Consider the following 16,016-nt stretch of genomic DNA (forward strand, 5'->3'; position numbering starts at 1 on the left):
TTCCGTGGGGACTGTATTACTTTAGGCTAAAAGACGAATCAATTTACGTAGATAACTTCTTTTGTTAAGTATTTTTTACCTTCATACTGCCATTCCATATTAACATCCCAGCGTCCTTTAATTAATTTTTTGTGCGGAATAACTATAGAAGAATTGGTTAAGGCAATTTGTGTATCAAAATCAAATTTTTTATTTGAAGGTCTGTACAATAAAATGTTACCTTTTATTTTCTCACTTTCAAAAGTGACAGGAAAAGTAACTTTTACTCCTTCTTCCTCAAATTTAATTAAAGGTTTATGCTGTAAATCATGCGCATTCTGAATTCGGGCCATTTCTTCCTGAAAATGCGTATCATGTTTGTAATATTCTTCTACAACCAAATCATTGTCATATTTACTATTTGATTGTACTTCAAAAACAAAATATAAAATAAAGGTCATAAACAATGCAAATGCAATGACAATTCCTGTTCCCCAATTAATTTTCATGATGATATATATTTTAATTAAAACTTCGTGGTCCTAAGAAATTTGTTTTGGTAGTTTCTAGAAGTTCTCTGCCGTTGTACACACCAATTTTTACATTAGTTTTGTCACTTTCCAGCAGTACTTCATCAATTTCTATAAACAATGTTCCTTGAGAAATTCCTTCTTTTGGTACTTTAAAATGCTGTTTTCCAACATTTCTAATTTCACCTTTTTGATCGATTAATTCAAAATGAATATCGTTGTAATCTTTCATTGTCTTGTTGACAATTTTATAAGTGTAAACGTTGCTTATTTTTTCTCCTTTATGTTGAAAAAGCTGTCCAGGTAAACGTAAAACAACTGCCTGAAGATCAGTTCTTAAAAACAACATTCCAACAAAAATACTCAATAATATAAATAAAACTGCACTGTAGCCTTTCATTCTGGCAGTGAACTTAAAAGGTTCTTTTTTAACGATTTCATCTTCTGATGCATAACGTATAAGTCCTTTTGGCAGTCCTACACTTTCCATAATATGATCGCATTCATCAATACAAGCTGTACAGTTTGTACATTCTAACTGAGTTCCGTTTCTAATGTCAATTCCCATTGGGCAGACATGAACACATTGAAGACAATCAATACAATCTCCTTTTCCGGTTAAAGCTCTGTCTTCTTTTTTATTAAACTTTGCTCTTCCTTCTTCTTTTTCTCCTCTAACAAAATCATACGCTACATTGATTGATTTATTATCTAAAAGAACGCCTTGCAATCTTCCATAAGGACAGGCAATGATACAAACCTGCTCACGAAACCATACAAAAACAAAGTAGAAAACTCCGGTAAAAATTAAAAGTGCAATAAAATTGCTTGCCTGCTGAATCGGGCCTTGTTCAATCATTAGCAGCAAAGCATCACTTCCTACCAAATAAGCTAAAAAGACATTTGCAATAGCGAAAGAAATTATAAAGAAAATCGTCCATTTAATCAATCTCTTTCTTATTTTTTCGGCATTCCATTCCTGTCTTGCCAAACGTGATTGTGAACCGCGGTCGCCGTCAATCCAATATTCTATCCGGCGAAAAACCATTTCAAGAAAGATGGTCTGCGGACAAATCCAGCCGCAAAATATTCGGCCAAAAACAACGGTAAATAAGATTATAAATACAACGCCTACAAGCATTGAAATTACGAAGAGGTAAAAATCTTGCGGCCAAAAAGGAAATCCGAAAATATTAAAACGACGTTCAATGATATTGAACATCATAAACTGGTTTCCGTTTACTTTTATAAACGGATTTATGACTAAAATTGCCAGCAAAACATAACTGACTATTTTGCGGTAATCATAAAATTTACCAGACGGTTTTTTGGGAAAAATAAATTTCCTTTTACCACCTTCATCTATTGTTCCAATGGTATCTCTAAAAGCTTCGTCTGGTAAATTTGACATGGTATTCTATTTTATTTTTTAACTTCTGTGGTATCTTTTTTTGGTGCAGCTGAGGTTGCGTCGTTGATTGGTGCACTTTCGTCTACCCAAACTTCACCTTCTGCTTCTTTTGGATCTTTAGGATTACTTCCTTGTAAAGACAAAATATAACTCGCAACTTTTTGAATTTCTTTTGGTTTCAGAGTACCTTTCCAGGCAATCATTCCTTTTCCGTCACGGCCTCCGTTTGTAATTGTATGGAACAGATTTTTAATTCCTCCTCCTAAAATCCAACGGTTGTCTGTTAAGTTTGGACCAATCTGCCCTCCTGCATCTGCTCTGTGGCAGGCAGCACAATTGTTTGTAAAGATTTCTTTTCCTGCCGCAAGGCTTGCTTCGTCTGTAAGTAAAACAACTGTTTTTTCATCCATTAAATCCGGCGCTGTTTTCAGGTATTCTTCAACATCAATTTTTGCCTGAGCCATTTCTTTCTTAAGCTCCATTTCCTGATCATCAGCTCCTAATACATCGTAACGAACTACATAGATTACCCCAAAAATGATACAGATGTAGAATAAATACACCCACCAAGGCGGTAAATTGTTGTCTAGCTCTTTAATTCCGTCATAATCATGATCCATTAATAAGTCAGCTTCTTTAGACATTGGTTCTGTCTTAGTAAGCTTGTGCATTAATTCTTTGAACCAGGTGCTTTCTTTTAAGCTTAAACTATTTTCGTATTCTAATTTTGCTTTTTCTTCCGGCGACATTAATTGATACATCACTCTGTTTACAGCACTAAGCGTAACTTCGATTGCAATCAAAATAAATAAGAAAACAAATAAAAAGACAGATACCATTGGATATTTGATAAAAGCGGGCTTATCGCCTGAATCTATGAAATATTCCATCAAAGCAAATACGATGAAGAAAATCAACGGTACTCTAACATATACTGGGAAAAACTTTTTCATTTTTTATCTATCTTTTGAGATTATAACTTGCCCTTCTTCTAAAGGTATATTACTCATTTCCTGAATTTTATCTTTTCTATAAGAAAACACCCAAATGCCTAATCCTACGAAAAAGAAGAAGAAAATCAAGAGGGAAAGTATCGGGTAAATTTCTACACCCGATATCGTTTCCATATTGTGTTTTATTTGTTCAAACATAATGCTGTTATTTAGTTTCTTTTACTTTAATATCAGTACCAAGTCTTTGTATATAAGCAATCAAAGCGACAATTTCTCTTTCATTCATCGGAATGAATTTTTCTCCTTTTGCAGCTGCTTTTTTCTTGCTGTCTTCATAACTTTTCACAAAGTCAGGATCACTTTCTAAGCTTTTCTCAATCTTAACTGCCTGTTCTCTTAATGTTCTTTGTGCATTTTCAACATCTTGTGCTGAATAAGGAACTCCAAGTGAAATCATAGCATTCATTTTCTTTTGTGTCAATGAAATATCAAGCGGTTTGTTATCAAATAACCATTTATATCCTGGCATAATAGATCCTGCCGATGTACTTTGAGGATTCCACATGTGGTTAAAGTGCCAGTTGTCGTTGTACTTACCACCTACTCTTAATAAATCTGGTCCTGTACGTTTTGATCCCCATAAGAATGGATGGTCATAAACAAACTCTCCAGCTTTTGACTGTACTCCGTAACGTTCAACTTCACTTCTAAACGGACGAACTGACTGAGAGTGACATCCTACACAACCTTCTCTGATATATAAATCACGTCCTTCAAGTTCTAACGGTGTATATGGTTTTACACTCGAAATAGTTGGAATATTTGATTTTACCATAATGGTTGGTACAATTTGAATAATACCTCCAATTAAAATGGCAATCGTAGCCAGAATAGTTAACTGAATTGGTTTTCTTTCTAACCATGAGTGGAATTTTTCTCCGCTCAATCTGTTACTGCTTATTTTTTGTAAAGCCGGAGCCTGGGCTAATTCGTCTTCAACTGGCTCACCAGCTCTAACTGTCATGATGATGTTATAAACTAATGTCAGCATTCCTATTAAGTACAAACTACCTCCAATAGCTCTCATCCAATACATTGGCATAATCGCTGTAACTGTCTCTAGGAAGTTTCCGTAAGTTAAAGTTCCGTCTGGATTAAATTGTTTCCACATCGAAGCTTGTTGGAATCCGGCAACATATAAAGGAATTGTATAGACAATAATACCCAGAGTACCAATCCAGAAATGGAAGTTTGCCAGTTTCTTAGAGAACAAAGTTGTTTTTGTCATTCTTGGAATCAACCAGTAAATAATTGCAAATGACATAAATCCGTTCCAAGCTAAAGCACCTACGTGTACGTGAGCTACGATCCAGTCAGTATAGTGCGCAATAGCATTTACATTTTTAAGAGATAACATCGGCCCTTCAAAAGTAGCCATTCCGTAACCTGTAATTGCTACTACGAAGAATTTTAAAACCGGTTCTTCTCTAACTTTATCCCATGCACCTCTTAATGTTAAAAGTCCGTTGATCATACCTCCCCAAGATGGAGCGATAAGCATTACTGAAAACGCAACTCCTAAGTTTTGAGCCCAGTTTGGTAAAGCTGAATATAATAAGTGGTGAGGCCCTGCCCAGATATAGATAAAAATTAAAGACCAGAAGTGAATAATTGATAATCTGTAAGAGTAAATAGGACGATTTGCAATTTTAGGAACAAAGTAATACATCAATCCTAAAAATGGTGTTGTTAAGAAAAACGCAACTGCATTGTGTCCGTACCACCATTGTACTAAAGCATCCTGAACACCTGCATAAACTGAATAACTTTTTAATGCTGAAACCGGAATTTCGATGTTGTTAAAAATATGCAGTACAGCAACCGTAACAAACGTAGCAAGGTAAAACCAAATTGCTACATACAGGTGGCGCTCTCTTCTTCGAAGCATTGTACCTATCATATTAATTCCCATTACTACCCAAATTAACGCTATAGCAATATCAATAGGCCATTCAAGCTCTGCATACTCTTTTGAAGAAGTATATCCTAATGGTAATGTAATTGCGGCAGCAACAATAATTAACTGCCATCCCCAAAAGTGCAGATTACTTAAAAAGTCACTGAACATTCTGGCTTTCAGCAATCTTTGCATTGAGTAATACATACCTGCAAAGAAAGCATTCCCAACAAAGGCAAAAATAACGGCATTAGTGTGCAAAGGTCTTAAACGACCGTAACTAAGCCATGAGATCCCGTCTGTGATATTGGGAAAAAGGTACATAACCGCTAAGGTCAGTCCCACTAACATACCCACGACTCCAAAAAGAATGGTGGCGTAAATGAATTTTTTTACAATTTTGTTGTCGTAATAAAACTGTTCCATTTCCATAATTTATACTTGTTTTTCTTCGATTGGTGAATTATTATTTTGGGAAGTAATTTTTGTCTCGTCATCAAAAAGAATTCTGACCGAGGGCGTATAATCGTCATCGTACTGACCGGATTTTACAGCAATAATGAAAGCAATAAAGAAACAAACTGCTACGAAAATACTTACTGAAATTAATAGATAAATAACACTCATACCATAAATTTATATTAACAAAATTACTAGGTGATTGGCGTTTAAAATATGATAATTATCATAGTCGGAGAAGAATACTAAAATTAAAAAAAATATTCTTTGAATTATTTAAATCTGATATAAATTACTCTTGCTGAAATAGTTAGACATGATAGTAACGAAGCTTACAATGGTAATTGTACTAAGCGGCATTATGATTGCAGCAACGAGCGGATTTAGATTTCCGGTGACTGCAAATGCCAATCCTACTACATTATAAAGCAGCGATAAAGTAAAGCTCATTTTAATTATTAAAATTGACTTATGAGACAGTTTTAAAAAGTAATTCAATTTTGAAAATACACCTGCATCTAAGATCGCATCGCAGGCCGGAGAAAATACATTTACATTCTCAGAAACTGAAATACCAACGTTACTTTGCGCTAAAGCTCCAGCATCGTTTAGACCATCTCCAACCATCATAACGTTTTTGCCTTGCGATTGAAGTCCTTTGATAAATTCTAATTTCTGTTCTGGTTTTTGATTAAAAACCAATTCTGTATTGTTTGGCAGGATTTCTTCAAGAGTATTTCTTTCTCCATCATTATCTCCAGAAAGGACTTTGATGTTGTACTCTTTGCTGAGTGTTGCAAATAATTTTTCTAACCCTTCGCGATATTGGTTTTGAAAAACGAATTTTCCCAGATAAAGATTATCTATTTTGATATGAAGCGCTGTTCGTTCTATCTCAGATACCTCTGCAACAGGACTTTCTACAAATGATGAAGACCCTATTTTTATTTCTTTACCTTCTACGACTGCCAGAATACCTTTTCCGGTAATTTCCTGGAAATCATCAATTTTAATTCGTTTGTTTTCAGGCAAAAAGTCATACAACATTCTGCTTAACGGATGATTAGATCCTCGGAGAACATTTTTAATCAACAAATAATTATCGGCAGAAATATTTGTTCCTTCGTATATGATATTCGATTTTTTATTGGTTGTAATAGTTCCTGTTTTATCAAAAACGATGGTATCAACTTTATCCAATTGCTCTATAACCAAAGCATTTTTTAGATACATCTTTTGTTTTCCCATTATTCTGAGAATGTTTCCAAAAGTAAACGGAGCTGTTAAAGCCAATGCACAAGGGCATGCAACAATTAAAACTGCCGTAAAAACATTAAAAGCTGTATTGGCATCAATAAATATCCAATAACCAAATCCTGCAAATGCAATTAATAATAAAATTGGCGTAAAATAACGGCTTATTGCATCTGTAATTGTTTTATGCTTTTGCTGCACTTTTTTTTGAAAAACTTCATTGCTCCATAACTGTGTTAAGTAACTTTGAGAAACAGAATGTAAAACTTCCATTTCTATCACTTTTCCAATTTGTTTTCCGCCGGCAAAAACTTTATCTCCCGATTTTTTTGTAATTGGAACTGCTTCTCCCGTTACAAAACTATAATCGATCTCAGCTTTTTCACTAATTAAAATACCATCAACAGGAATTAGCTCCTGATTTCTAATTAAGAGTCTGTTTCCTTTTAAAACATCATAAATTGGCACACTTTCTTCAGATGCATCTGAATTAATTCGGGTAACAGCAATAGGAAAATAGGATTTAAAATCTCTTTCAAAACTTAAAAAACTGTAGGTTTTAATTTGAAACATTTTCCCAAGCAGCATAAAAAAAACCAAACTGGCAAGACTGTCAAAAAATCCCGGTCCGTGGTCCATTAGCATATCATAAGTACTTCGTATAAACATTACAATGATTCCTAATGCAATTGGAATATCAATGTTAAGCATACCGCTTTTGATACTTTTATAGGCCGAAACGTAATAACCACTCGCTGAATAAAAGAAGCTTGGCAGAGCCAAAACAAAAATCAAAAGTCTAAAAAACGGTTTGTAGCTATCTAACCAAAATTCTTTCATTTCGAAATATTCCGGAAAAGAAAGCAGCATAATATTTCCGAAGCAGAAAAAAGCAACACCCAATTTATAGGTTAAACTCCTGTCTACTTTTGTTTTTCCTGTTTCGTAGTTTTCTAAACTTATATAAGGTTCGTAACCAATTGAACTCAATAAATAGGCAATTTCTTTTAGCGATACGATTTCTGAATTAAAAGTGATTCTAACTCTTTTTTCCGGAAAATTAACCTGAGAACTGCTTATACCTGAATTTAATCTGTTTAAGTTTTCCAGAATCCAGATACATGAACTGCAGTGAATGTGAGGGATATTTAAAGAAACTATTGAAGTATTTGATTCCTGAAACTCTAAAACTTTGGCAAGAATAGATTCGTTGTCTAAAAAATCATATTTGCCTTTAATATCCTGCGGAGTTGCGCCAGGAGATTTTTCGAAATCATAATAACAGGTTAAATCATTTAGACTAAAAATTTCGTAAACTGTTTTACAGCCTGTGCAACAAAATGTTTTTTCATCAAAATTGATTTCTTCATCTTTAGGAATTTCAAGCCCGCAATGAAAACAACTCTGCTCACTCATAATTTGTTTTTTTAATTCGACAAATATTCCAAAAAAGCAGTAATTATAACTATGATATTTATCATGTTACAATGAATTCAAAATTCTAATTTAGCAAATTAAAACGCTCAAACAGCGATAATCACTTTTTTATGTATTTTTTAGACAATAAAATTACCAAGAAAGCCCAATATTGGTTAATTTTGCATCAAACTTTTTTTAATTGCTATGAGTAAATGTGATCAATGTATCGTTAGACAGCTTTCTTCATTAAAGGCTCTTAATAAAGATGAAGTTGTAAAACTTGCCAGCAGTAAAACGACTTACACTATTAAAAAAGGTGAGGCTATTTTTGAAGAAGGTGAAGTTACCAACGGCGTTTTTTGTGTTAAGGACGGAGTTGGAAAACTGTCTAAATTAAGTGCCAACGGAAAAGACCAGATTGTAAAACTTGTAAAATCTGGTGAACTTTTAGGCCAGCGTTCTATGATTAGCAATGAACCAGCCAATTTATCTGCAAAAGCAATTGCTGATATGGAAGTTTGTTTTATTCCGAAATCTGAAATTATTCATTTCTTTAATAACAACAATCAATTTTCTTTGAACCTGATGCAGTCTGTATGCGAAGATTTGAAGGAATCTGACAATGACAAAATCGCTTTAGTTCAAAAAACAGTAAAACAGCGTCTGGCTGAAACTTTACTGCAGCTTCATGATGATTTTGGTGAAAATCCAGATAAAACCCTTAAAGTACAGCTTACCAGAGAAGAACTTGCCGGAATAATTGGTACTGCAACTGAAAGCTGTATCCGATTACTATCTGATTTTAATAAATTGGAATTGATTGAATTAGTTGGTAAAAAAATTATGCTGAAAAACGTAAAAGCCTTAAAAAAACTGGCAGAATAGTTTTATTGCTTTTTCGCTTCATTCCAAAAAACATCCATTTCGGCCAAAGTCATATCCATTAAAGGTTTTCCTAATTCTGAAGCTTTGCTTTCTAAATATTGAAAACGCTTAATGAATTTTTTATTGGTGCGTTCTAAAGCATCTTCCGGATTTACATTTAAAAATCGGGCATAATTAATCATCGAGAATAAAACATCTCCAAATTCAGCTTCAATTTTATCCTGATCTCCAGCCTGAACTTCAACTTGTAATTCTTCAAGCTCTTCCTGAACTTTATCCCAAACCTGATGTGGTTCTTCCCAGTCAAAACCAACGCCTTTTACTTTATCCTGAATTCGGCTTGCTTTTACTAATGCGGGTAAACTTCTCGGAACACCTTCTAAAACTGATTTTTTACCTTCTTTCAATTTTAGTTTTTCCCAGTTTTGTTTTACTTCTTCTTCATCTTTTACAACAGTATCGCTGTAAATATGCGGATGACGATGAATTAATTTATCGCAGATTTCATTGCAGACATCGGCAATATCAAAATCATTGGTTTCTGAACCTATTTTTGCATAAAACACGATATGTAGTAGCAAATCGCCAAGTTCTTTTTTTACTTCGTTTAAGTCATTATCCAAAATAGCATCTCCTAATTCATAGGTTTCTTCAATAGTTAAATGCCTTAATGTCTGCAAAGTCTGTTTTTTATCCCACGGACACTGCTCACGAAGTTCATCCATTATAATTAATAATCTTTCGAAGGCTTTTAATTGAAGTTCTCTGCTCATTTTTGAAGTATTTTTGATATTGTAACCGAATGATGTAAAAGTAAAAAATCCTGTTAAGAAAACATCTTAACAGGATTAATATATTTTGAATGCAGTAAACTGCTATTCTTCTTTTTTAGCTTTAGCTTTTTTAGCAGCTGGCGCTTTTTTTGGTTTTTCTTCAGCAGCAGGAGCTTCTTCCGGAGTTTCAGCAGCAGCCGGAGCTAAATCTGTTACTAAGCCTTTAGCCTGAAGTGTATTGTACCAGTTTAATACTTTTTTAATATCTGAAGGATAAACTCTTTCTTCATCATATTCTGGCAAAATTTCTTTGAAGTAAGCGCTTAAAGTTGCATTATCTTCTTTATGAGAAATAGCCTGACCTTTGTTTTCTTTTACTGCAATTTTTTGCATTACTTCAGTCAATGGTTTTTCACCTTCGTATGTATAAATTGAAATTTCAGATAATAAACTTACGTTACTTTTTAAGTTTACTGTGATTTTTTTTCCATCTAATAATGATTCTGCCACAAAACCTGTACGAGTCTGCACTTTCAATACATATAAACCTGGTTTCCCAGAAATGGCTAAAATTTTGTCTAAATTCATGTTTATTAAAATTAGTATTAAGAATTTCTAGTATTTTTTTGATGTTCTTTTTTAGAACATTATCTGCCTTTTTTAGCGGCTGCAAATTTCATTCTGTATTCCTGAAACGTTTTGCCTTCTGTGATATTTTTCAATTTCTTTTGAATCAAACGCTTTTTCAAAGAAGATATTTTATCTGTAAATAAAACTCCTTCGATGTGGTCGTATTCGTGTTGAATTACTCTTGCAATTAAGCCGTCAAAAACTTCTGTTTTCATTACAAAATCTTCTTCGCAGTATTCAATTGTAACAGTTGGTTTTCTGTAAACATCTTCACGAACATCCGGAATACTCAAACATCCTTCGTTAAAACTCCACTCCTCACCTTCTTCTTTAACAATTTTAGCATTGATAAAAGTTCTTTTAAAACCTTTTAAATCCTTTTGTTCATCTGCCGGCAAATCCTCGTCATCACTAAAAGGTGTTGTATCGATAACAAATATACGTATTGGCAAACCTACCTGCGGTGCAGCAAGTCCAACTCCGTAAGCATTATACATGGTTTCATACATGTTTGCTATTGTCTCTTTTAAGTTAGGATAATCTGGCGTAATTGCCGTACCTACTTTTCTTAAAACAGGATCACCATATCCTACAATTGGTAAAATCATTTGTTTTTATTTAATGTTTTTCTAACGAAAACCTTAAAAATCGGTTCTCATAATTCAGCTGGCAAAAATAGTAAAAAATAGTCAACCAATAGTTGTAAACGCACATTATAACATATTTTTTATATGCTTTGGAAAACTCAGCTATAATTATGCCAAAATATTTCGTACAATTCTTAACTTTGCTAGTAAACCTCATTATATGTTTGACCGCATCTCAAAATTTACAAACAGTACTTCTTTTTTAAACGCTTCAAAAGTAACAATTGCTTCAGTTGTGCCCGTTTTAATTTTGAATTTTTTAGGCCATTTTGAAATAGGTTTTACTATTGCACTGGGTGCTTTTTATACTTATCCCAGTGATATCCCAAGTTCTTTAAGCCACAAAATTAAAGGATTAATCGTTGCATCGTTTATTGTATCGGGTGTAAATTTATTAGTAAATCTTGCTTATCCATTTCCTTTTTTATTTTATCCTTTTTTAGGATTTTTATTGTTTTTATGTTCGATGATTTCGGTTTATGGACAGCGTGCCACACTGGTTTCGTTTTCTGCCTTATTATCTATTTCGTTATCCTTTGGACATTTGCACGAAGGCTGGGAAGCTTTTCAATATTCTGGGTTTATTTTTATTGGAGGAATTTTATATCTGATAGTTTCACTTGTTTTTCATTTTGTACAGCCTTATAAATATGTAGAATTGCAAATTGCAGAAGGTATAAAGCTGACGGCAAAATATTTAAAACTAAGAGGAGATTTATGGAGTCCGGAAGCGAATCGCGAAAAAATAATTGAAAAACAGCTTGCCATACAAGTCGATTTGAATTTGATTCATGAAGATTTGCGTAAAATGCTTATCGGAAATCAAAATGCATCTGGAACAACAAGCCAAAACCGAAAAATGCTTTTGGTTTTTATTACTTTGGTTGAAATTCAGGAACTTGCATTATATACATCATTCGATCATAGTAAACTTCATGAAAAATTTGCTAAACATCCCGAAGTTCTTCGTACGTATCAAAATGTAGCTTACAAACTGGCTTCAACACTTAAAAAGCTTTCTAAAAATGTACATCATATTGCAGTTTATGTTGACAAAGACGATCTTAAAAATGAATTAGATGCTTTAGAATTTGCCATTTTTGATTATGAAAAAACATTAGGAAAAGAAGAAGCTGCAGAAGGCGTTTTAATGCTGACCAATATGCTGAAATATGCCAAAAATCAGGTTGGAAAAATTAAAATTATTCAGCGTGCGTTATCACTGGCAATGCAGTCTTATAAATTGAAAGATAAAGATAAGGAGTTAGAAAAATTCTTAACACCTCAATACTACCCTTTAAGAACACTTACTGAAAATTTAAGTTACTCTTCGTCTATTTTCAGGCATTCTCTGCGATTAACCATTACGATTTTAATTGGTTTATTTATTGGAGAAATGCTGGATCTTCAAAACGTTTATTGGATTTTACTTACCATTGTAGTAATTATGCGCCCTGGTTACGGATTAACCAAAGAACGATCATATAATCGTATGTTTGGGACTATCCTAGGCGGATTATTAGCTTTTGGAATTGTGTCCATAATTCAAAATCATGTTGCATTAAGTATTTTTTCAATTGTATGCATGCTTTTAGGTATTTCTTTTACTCAAATTAACTATAAAATAAGTGCAACATTTGTAACTATGTATGTTGTATTTATCTATGGCATTTTAACTCCAAATGTTGTAGAAGTTATTCAGTTTAGAATTTTAGATACGCTTACCGGAGCGACTTTGGCATTTATAGCCAATCAGTTTTTATGGCCTGCCTGGGAGTTTATAAACACGCCTATTCATATCGAAAATGCAATTAGGGCAAATCGAAATTATCTCAAAGAAATTGCTGATTTTTATAATAAAAAAGGAGAAATTCCAACTTCATACCGATTAGCCAGAAAAAATGCTTTTGTTGAAATTGGAAATTTAATGACTTCTTTTCAGCGTATGATGCAGGAGCCAAAATCTAAGCAAAAAACAATGCCTTTGGTAAATAAACTGGTAGTTTTAAACCATTCGCTTTTGTCTGCATTAGCGTCTTTATCAACTTATATTCAGTCACATCAAACAACGTCTGCTTCAGATTCATTCAATTATATTATAAAAACCATTTTATCTAATTTAGATAACTCGATTTCTATTTTAAGAAATGAAACTATAATTACGGATACTTTTTTTGACAAGGAAGATGTGACTTTACAGTTTGAGGAACTAAAACGCAAAAACTTCACTCGTCTGGCAACAGATGATGAATTGGATAAAGAAACTCGTCAGGCTAAAATGCAGGAAGCCTCGATGGTTATTGAGCAGTTAATCTGGATGAGCAATCTTGCAGAGAAAATTTTAAAAATAACAAAAGAATTAAAAGCCGTAAAGAACGATTAAGGCTTTTAATTCTTTTGTTTTCTTTGTTTTTATTTGATATTTTGTTTTACAAAATCAGTTGTTACAACAGCTGCAAATTCATCATTTAAACTTGCCAAAGCAGTTTCATGAATTAGTTCTGCCGAAAAATTCTGTCCGTCCACTCCTTTTTTATTAAAGGTTGCTGTCGCATCTGAAACGATAAAAGTATCAAAACCAAAATTTCCTGCCATTCTTGTTGTTGTCGACACACAGTGATCTGTTGTTAAACCTACAATTACCAATGTCGTTATTTTAGCATTATCCAATTGTTCTTTTAAATTTGTACCTATAAAAGCGCTGTTTACATTCTTTTTAATAACGATTTCTCCTTCATTTGGTTTTACCACATCTTTAAACTCATTCCCCGCATTATTTTCGTTGAGCAAAGAATTTGGATTTGAAGAACAATGCTGAATATGAAAAACTGGCAGATTATTTTGTCTCCACAGATTTAAAATTTCAGCAGCGTTTTCTTCTGCATTTACATTATTTCTCTGTCCGCCCCAATAATCAATATCATCAAATCCTTTTTGAATATCGATTAAAATTAATGCCGGATTGTTTGTTTTTGAAAGTGCCATATTCTTTTTGGTTAAAATTAAAAAAGGACTCAGTTATTTACAAACTAAGTCCTTGGGTATTATTTACATTTCGAAATTTTAATTATTTAATTTTTAAAACTTCAGCCGTATGTTTTCTCATTTCTGCTAAAAGCTCTGGTTTGTCGTTCAGAGTTTTACCGTAAGAAGGAATCATTTCTTTCATTTTAGCTTCCCACTCAGGAGTTTTAATCTGATTGGTAAAACATCTGCTGATTAAGTCAACCATAATAGCTACTGCAGTTGATGCTCCCGGAGAAGCTCCTAATAAAACTGCCAGAGTTCCGTCGTGTGTATTGATTACTTCTGTACCAAATTCTAAAACACCGCCGCCATCTTTTCCTTTTTTAATAACCTGAACACGCTGACCTGCTTTTTCTAACTTCCAGTCTTTAGAGCGTGCAGTAGGCAAATATTCACGAAGTGCTTTCATTCTGTCTTTTGGAGACTGACGAACCTGCTCGATTAAATATTTCGTTAATGGAATATTATGGAATCCCGCAGAAAGCATTGGGATTAAATTATTTGCTTTTATAGATAGAGGTAAATCTAAATATGAACCATTTTTTAAGAAACGTGTTGAGAATCCGGCGAAAGGTCCAAAAAGAAGTGCTTTTTCACCATCGATTACACGTGTATCAATATGAGGAACTGACATTGGAGGTGCTCCAACACTAGCTTTACCATAAACTTTTGCCTGGTGTTTTGCAATAACTTCCGGATTAGTACATTTCAGCCATTGTCCGCTAACTGGGAAACCGCCGTAACCGTGACCTTCCGGAACATCTGCTTTTTCTAATAATGGCAATGAACCGCCGCCAGCACCAATAAATACAAATTTTGTATATGCTTTGCGTTTTTGTCCTGTCGACAAATCTGTAATTTTAATTCTCCATGATTTATCTTCACGCTGTTTTAACTTTTTAACTTCGTGATTAAAGTATAAAGTAACGCCGTCTAACTTTTCAAGATAATTAAACATGCTTCTTGTTAAGGCTCCAAAATTAACATCGGTACCTATTTCCATGTGAGTTGCAGCTAATTTTTCATCTGCTTCTCTTCCTTCCATTACAAGAGGCATCCATTCTTTTAACTGATTAAAATCAGTACTGAATGTCATATCTGCAAAAATTGGGTTACTTTGAAGTGCTTCGAATCTTTTTCTTAAATATTCTACATTTTTGTCTCCCCATACAAAACTCATGTGAGGAACGCTTTTTATAAAATTTTCCGGAGATGGAACTTTATTCTGCTGTACTAAATACGACCAAAACTGGCGTGAAATTTCAAATGATTCAGCAATACTGATTGCTTTTTTAGGGTCAATACTTCCATCAGCCTTTTCTGGAGTATAATTTAATTCACAAAAAGCTGAGTGTCCGGTTCCTGCATTATTCCAGGCATCCGAGCTTTCGGCAGCCGCCACATCTAATCTTTCGTAAATTTCAATTTTTATATCCGGCTGCAGCTCTTTTAAAATTAATCCAAGAGTTGCACTCATAATTCCAGCTCCAATAAGCACTACTTCACTATTGGAACGTATTGTATTGTCAGGCATAACAGTATTTTGTTTTTAAAATGCAAAGGTACTTCTTTCAATCGCAAAAAAAAACTAATTTTTGCATGATAAAAGTTAGGAAACTATAATTTTTTCTAAAAAAGAAAAATTAATCAGAAATACACTTAAAAACGTTTAGAAGAAAGATAATCCTGAAGCATAATTGTTGCCGAAATTTCGTCGATTAAACCTTTGTTCTGGCGTTGTTTTTTGCTGAGCCCGCTGTCGAGCATGGTTTGAAATGCCATTTTTGAGGTAAAACGTTCATCAACACGAATTACTTTCATATCAGGAAAAATATTTGAAAAGTGAGTTACAAACCCATTAATAACAGATGCACTTTCAGATGGCTGGCCGTTCATTTGTTTGGGCTCGCCAATTAAAACGGCTTCAACTTTTTCTTTAGCGAAATAATCTTTAAGAAAATCGATTAAAGTGTGAGTTGGAATCGTAGTTAAACCAGATGCTATTATCTGCATTTCATCTGTAACTGCTATTCCGGTACGTTTTTGTCCGTAATCTATAGAGAGTATTCTTGGCATTGTATTTTTTTAGCAG

Annotated in this window: 15 protein-coding genes; 2 read left to right on the plus strand and 13 right to left on the minus strand. The window is 33.5% G+C overall.

The genetic code is table 11. The features are described 5' to 3' along the window. Positions 1-38: 38 nt before the first annotated feature. The 7 genes from ACTJIW_RS05620 to ACTJIW_RS05650 form a co-directional block, all read right to left on the minus strand. Positions 39-488 carry a FixH family protein gene (locus ACTJIW_RS05620; protein WP_440715016.1) on the minus strand — a complete coding sequence of 150 codons (450 nt, stop codon included), beginning with the start codon at positions 486-488 and terminating at the stop codon, positions 39-41. 13 nt (positions 489-501) lie between these two features. Continuing rightward, the gene (gene ccoG / locus ACTJIW_RS05625) at positions 502-1,920 is read right to left on the minus strand and encodes a cytochrome c oxidase accessory protein CcoG (protein WP_440715015.1); all 1,419 of its coding nucleotides are present in this window, start codon (positions 1,918-1,920) and stop codon (positions 502-504) included. Positions 1,921-1,931: 11 nt separating this feature from the next. After that, positions 1,932-2,873 carry a cbb3-type cytochrome c oxidase N-terminal domain-containing protein gene (locus ACTJIW_RS05630; protein WP_274253006.1) on the minus strand — a complete coding sequence of 314 codons (942 nt, stop codon included), beginning with the start codon at positions 2,871-2,873 and terminating at the stop codon, positions 1,932-1,934. A 3-nt stretch (positions 2,874-2,876) separates the two neighbouring features. Beyond that, on the minus strand, positions 2,877-3,071 hold the full coding sequence (locus tag ACTJIW_RS05635) for a cytochrome C oxidase subunit IV (protein ID WP_073409744.1): 195 nt from the start codon (positions 3,069-3,071) through the stop codon (positions 2,877-2,879). 7 nt (positions 3,072-3,078) lie between these two features. Next, complete coding sequence (ccoN, locus tag ACTJIW_RS05640; RefSeq protein WP_012024603.1) at positions 3,079-5,262, minus strand: cytochrome-c oxidase, cbb3-type subunit I; 2,184 nt, start codon at positions 5,260-5,262, stop codon at positions 3,079-3,081. 3 nt (positions 5,263-5,265) lie between these two features. Beyond that, on the minus strand, positions 5,266-5,457 hold the full coding sequence (gene ccoS / locus ACTJIW_RS05645; RefSeq protein ID WP_044047718.1) for a cbb3-type cytochrome oxidase assembly protein CcoS: 192 nt from the start codon (positions 5,455-5,457) through the stop codon (positions 5,266-5,268). A 108-nt stretch (positions 5,458-5,565) separates the two neighbouring features. Then, the gene (locus tag ACTJIW_RS05650; RefSeq protein WP_440715014.1) at positions 5,566-7,959 is read right to left on the minus strand and encodes a heavy metal translocating P-type ATPase; all 2,394 of its coding nucleotides are present in this window, start codon (positions 7,957-7,959) and stop codon (positions 5,566-5,568) included. Between the two features lie 207 nt (positions 7,960-8,166). Between ACTJIW_RS05650 and ACTJIW_RS05655 the strand changes: the two genes are divergently transcribed. Beyond that, positions 8,167-8,847: a Crp/Fnr family transcriptional regulator gene (locus tag ACTJIW_RS05655; RefSeq protein WP_012024601.1), complete on the plus strand. Its 681-nt coding sequence runs from the start codon at positions 8,167-8,169 to the stop codon at positions 8,845-8,847. Positions 8,848-8,849: 2 nt separating this feature from the next. On the opposite strand, the gene mazG is transcribed toward ACTJIW_RS05655, so the two are convergent. The 3 genes from mazG to def all read right to left on the minus strand — a co-directional run bounded on the left by mazG (position 8,850) and on the right by def (position 10,858). Then, entirely contained in the window at positions 8,850-9,620 is a 771-nt protein-coding gene (gene mazG, locus ACTJIW_RS05660) for a nucleoside triphosphate pyrophosphohydrolase (protein ID WP_073409741.1), read from the minus strand. Positions 9,621-9,722: 102 nt separating this feature from the next. Continuing rightward, the gene (locus ACTJIW_RS05665) at positions 9,723-10,208 is read right to left on the minus strand and encodes a DUF5606 family protein (protein WP_012024599.1); all 486 of its coding nucleotides are present in this window, start codon (positions 10,206-10,208) and stop codon (positions 9,723-9,725) included. A 59-nt stretch (positions 10,209-10,267) separates the two neighbouring features. Beyond that, positions 10,268-10,858: a peptide deformylase gene (gene def, locus ACTJIW_RS05670; protein WP_012024598.1), complete on the minus strand. Its 591-nt coding sequence runs from the start codon at positions 10,856-10,858 to the stop codon at positions 10,268-10,270. A 199-nt stretch (positions 10,859-11,057) separates the two neighbouring features. Between def and ACTJIW_RS05675 the strand changes: the two genes are divergently transcribed. Then, positions 11,058-13,280, plus strand: coding sequence for an FUSC family protein (locus tag ACTJIW_RS05675; protein WP_012024597.1), 2,223 nt, complete (start codon positions 11,058-11,060; stop codon positions 13,278-13,280). Positions 13,281-13,309: 29 nt separating this feature from the next. Here the strand turns inward: ACTJIW_RS05675 and ACTJIW_RS05680 are convergent, their stop codons facing one another. The 3 genes from ACTJIW_RS05680 to ruvX all read right to left on the minus strand — a co-directional run bounded on the left by ACTJIW_RS05680 (position 13,310) and on the right by ruvX (position 16,000). Continuing rightward, positions 13,310-13,882 (minus strand): cysteine hydrolase family protein, encoded by a 573-nt coding sequence (locus ACTJIW_RS05680; RefSeq protein ID WP_440715013.1) that lies wholly within the window; start codon positions 13,880-13,882, stop codon positions 13,310-13,312. 82 nt (positions 13,883-13,964) lie between these two features. Then, the gene (locus ACTJIW_RS05685) at positions 13,965-15,458 is read right to left on the minus strand and encodes a malate:quinone oxidoreductase (RefSeq protein WP_012024595.1); all 1,494 of its coding nucleotides are present in this window, start codon (positions 15,456-15,458) and stop codon (positions 13,965-13,967) included. 125 nt (positions 15,459-15,583) lie between these two features. Then, positions 15,584-16,000, minus strand: a complete 417-nt coding sequence (gene ruvX / locus ACTJIW_RS05690) for a Holliday junction resolvase RuvX (protein ID WP_012024594.1) — start codon at positions 15,998-16,000, stop codon at positions 15,584-15,586. Positions 16,001-16,016 lie beyond the last annotated feature (16 nt).

The sequence above is a fragment of the Flavobacterium sp. 22659 genome (assembly GCF_052044235.1).
Lineage (GTDB): Bacteria > Bacteroidota > Bacteroidia > Flavobacteriales > Flavobacteriaceae > Flavobacterium > Flavobacterium johnsoniae.

What these genes read in the sequence shown, in the direction of transcription:
- ruvX (WP_012024594.1), bottom strand. Translation starts at nt 16,000, where the DNA reads ATGCCAAGAATACTCTCTATAGATTACGGACAAAAACGTACCGGAATA.
- ACTJIW_RS05635 (WP_073409744.1), bottom strand. Translation starts at nt 3,071, where the DNA reads ATGTTTGAACAAATAAAACACAATATGGAAACGATATCGGGTGTAGAA.
- ccoN (WP_012024603.1), bottom strand. Translation starts at nt 5,262, where the DNA reads ATGGAAATGGAACAGTTTTATTACGACAACAAAATTGTAAAAAAATTC.
- ccoG (WP_440715015.1), bottom strand. Translation starts at nt 1,920, where the DNA reads ATGTCAAATTTACCAGACGAAGCTTTTAGAGATACCATTGGAACAATA.
- ACTJIW_RS05655 (WP_012024601.1), top strand. Translation starts at nt 8,167, where the DNA reads ATGAGTAAATGTGATCAATGTATCGTTAGACAGCTTTCTTCATTAAAG.
- ACTJIW_RS05675 (WP_012024597.1), top strand. Translation starts at nt 11,058, where the DNA reads ATGTTTGACCGCATCTCAAAATTTACAAACAGTACTTCTTTTTTAAAC.
- ACTJIW_RS05685 (WP_012024595.1), bottom strand. Translation starts at nt 15,458, where the DNA reads ATGCCTGACAATACAATACGTTCCAATAGTGAAGTAGTGCTTATTGGA.
- ACTJIW_RS05680 (WP_440715013.1), bottom strand. Translation starts at nt 13,882, where the DNA reads ATGGCACTTTCAAAAACAAACAATCCGGCATTAATTTTAATCGATATT.
- ACTJIW_RS05650 (WP_440715014.1), bottom strand. Translation starts at nt 7,959, where the DNA reads ATGAGTGAGCAGAGTTGTTTTCATTGCGGGCTTGAAATTCCTAAAGAT.
- ccoS (WP_044047718.1), bottom strand. Translation starts at nt 5,457, where the DNA reads ATGAGTGTTATTTATCTATTAATTTCAGTAAGTATTTTCGTAGCAGTT.
- def (WP_012024598.1), bottom strand. Translation starts at nt 10,858, where the DNA reads ATGATTTTACCAATTGTAGGATATGGTGATCCTGTTTTAAGAAAAGTA.
- mazG (WP_073409741.1), bottom strand. Translation starts at nt 9,620, where the DNA reads ATGAGCAGAGAACTTCAATTAAAAGCCTTCGAAAGATTATTAATTATA.
- ACTJIW_RS05620 (WP_440715016.1), bottom strand. Translation starts at nt 488, where the DNA reads ATGAAAATTAATTGGGGAACAGGAATTGTCATTGCATTTGCATTGTTT.
- ACTJIW_RS05665 (WP_012024599.1), bottom strand. Translation starts at nt 10,208, where the DNA reads ATGAATTTAGACAAAATTTTAGCCATTTCTGGGAAACCAGGTTTATAT.
- ACTJIW_RS05630 (WP_274253006.1), bottom strand. Translation starts at nt 2,873, where the DNA reads ATGAAAAAGTTTTTCCCAGTATATGTTAGAGTACCGTTGATTTTCTTC.